Raw genomic sequence first — 321 nt, 5'->3', positions numbered from 1 at the left:
GATGCTTGTTTACCAACAGGAGTTAATACGACTGATAGTGATGGTGATGGACTAACCGATTGTGAAGAAACGACAGGAATAGACGATCCGAGTACACCAAAAGCACCAGGAGATTATCCAGGGCCATTTGATACTAACAATGCTTGTTTACCAACAGGAGTTAATACGACCGATAGTGACGGTGATGGATTAACCGATTGTGAAGAAACAACAGGAATAGACGATCCGAGTACACCAAAAGTACCAGGAGATTATCCAGGACCATTTGATGCTAATGATGCTTGTTTACCAACAGGAGTTAATACGACTGATAGTGATGGT

Annotated in this window: 1 pseudogene; it reads left to right on the top strand. The window is 42.1% G+C overall.

Annotation, left to right across the window (positions count from 1 at the left end):
• A pseudogene (locus ACH5TX_RS00145) lies at positions 1-321 on the top strand (hypothetical protein); the annotation flags it as partial.

The sequence above is a fragment of the Thalassobellus citreus genome (assembly GCF_044385915.1).
In the GTDB taxonomy this organism is placed as follows: domain Bacteria; phylum Bacteroidota; class Bacteroidia; order Flavobacteriales; family Flavobacteriaceae; genus Thalassobellus; species Thalassobellus citreus.
Note: the sequence above shows the minus strand (reverse complement) of the source record. Positions and strands in the feature narration are given on the sequence as shown.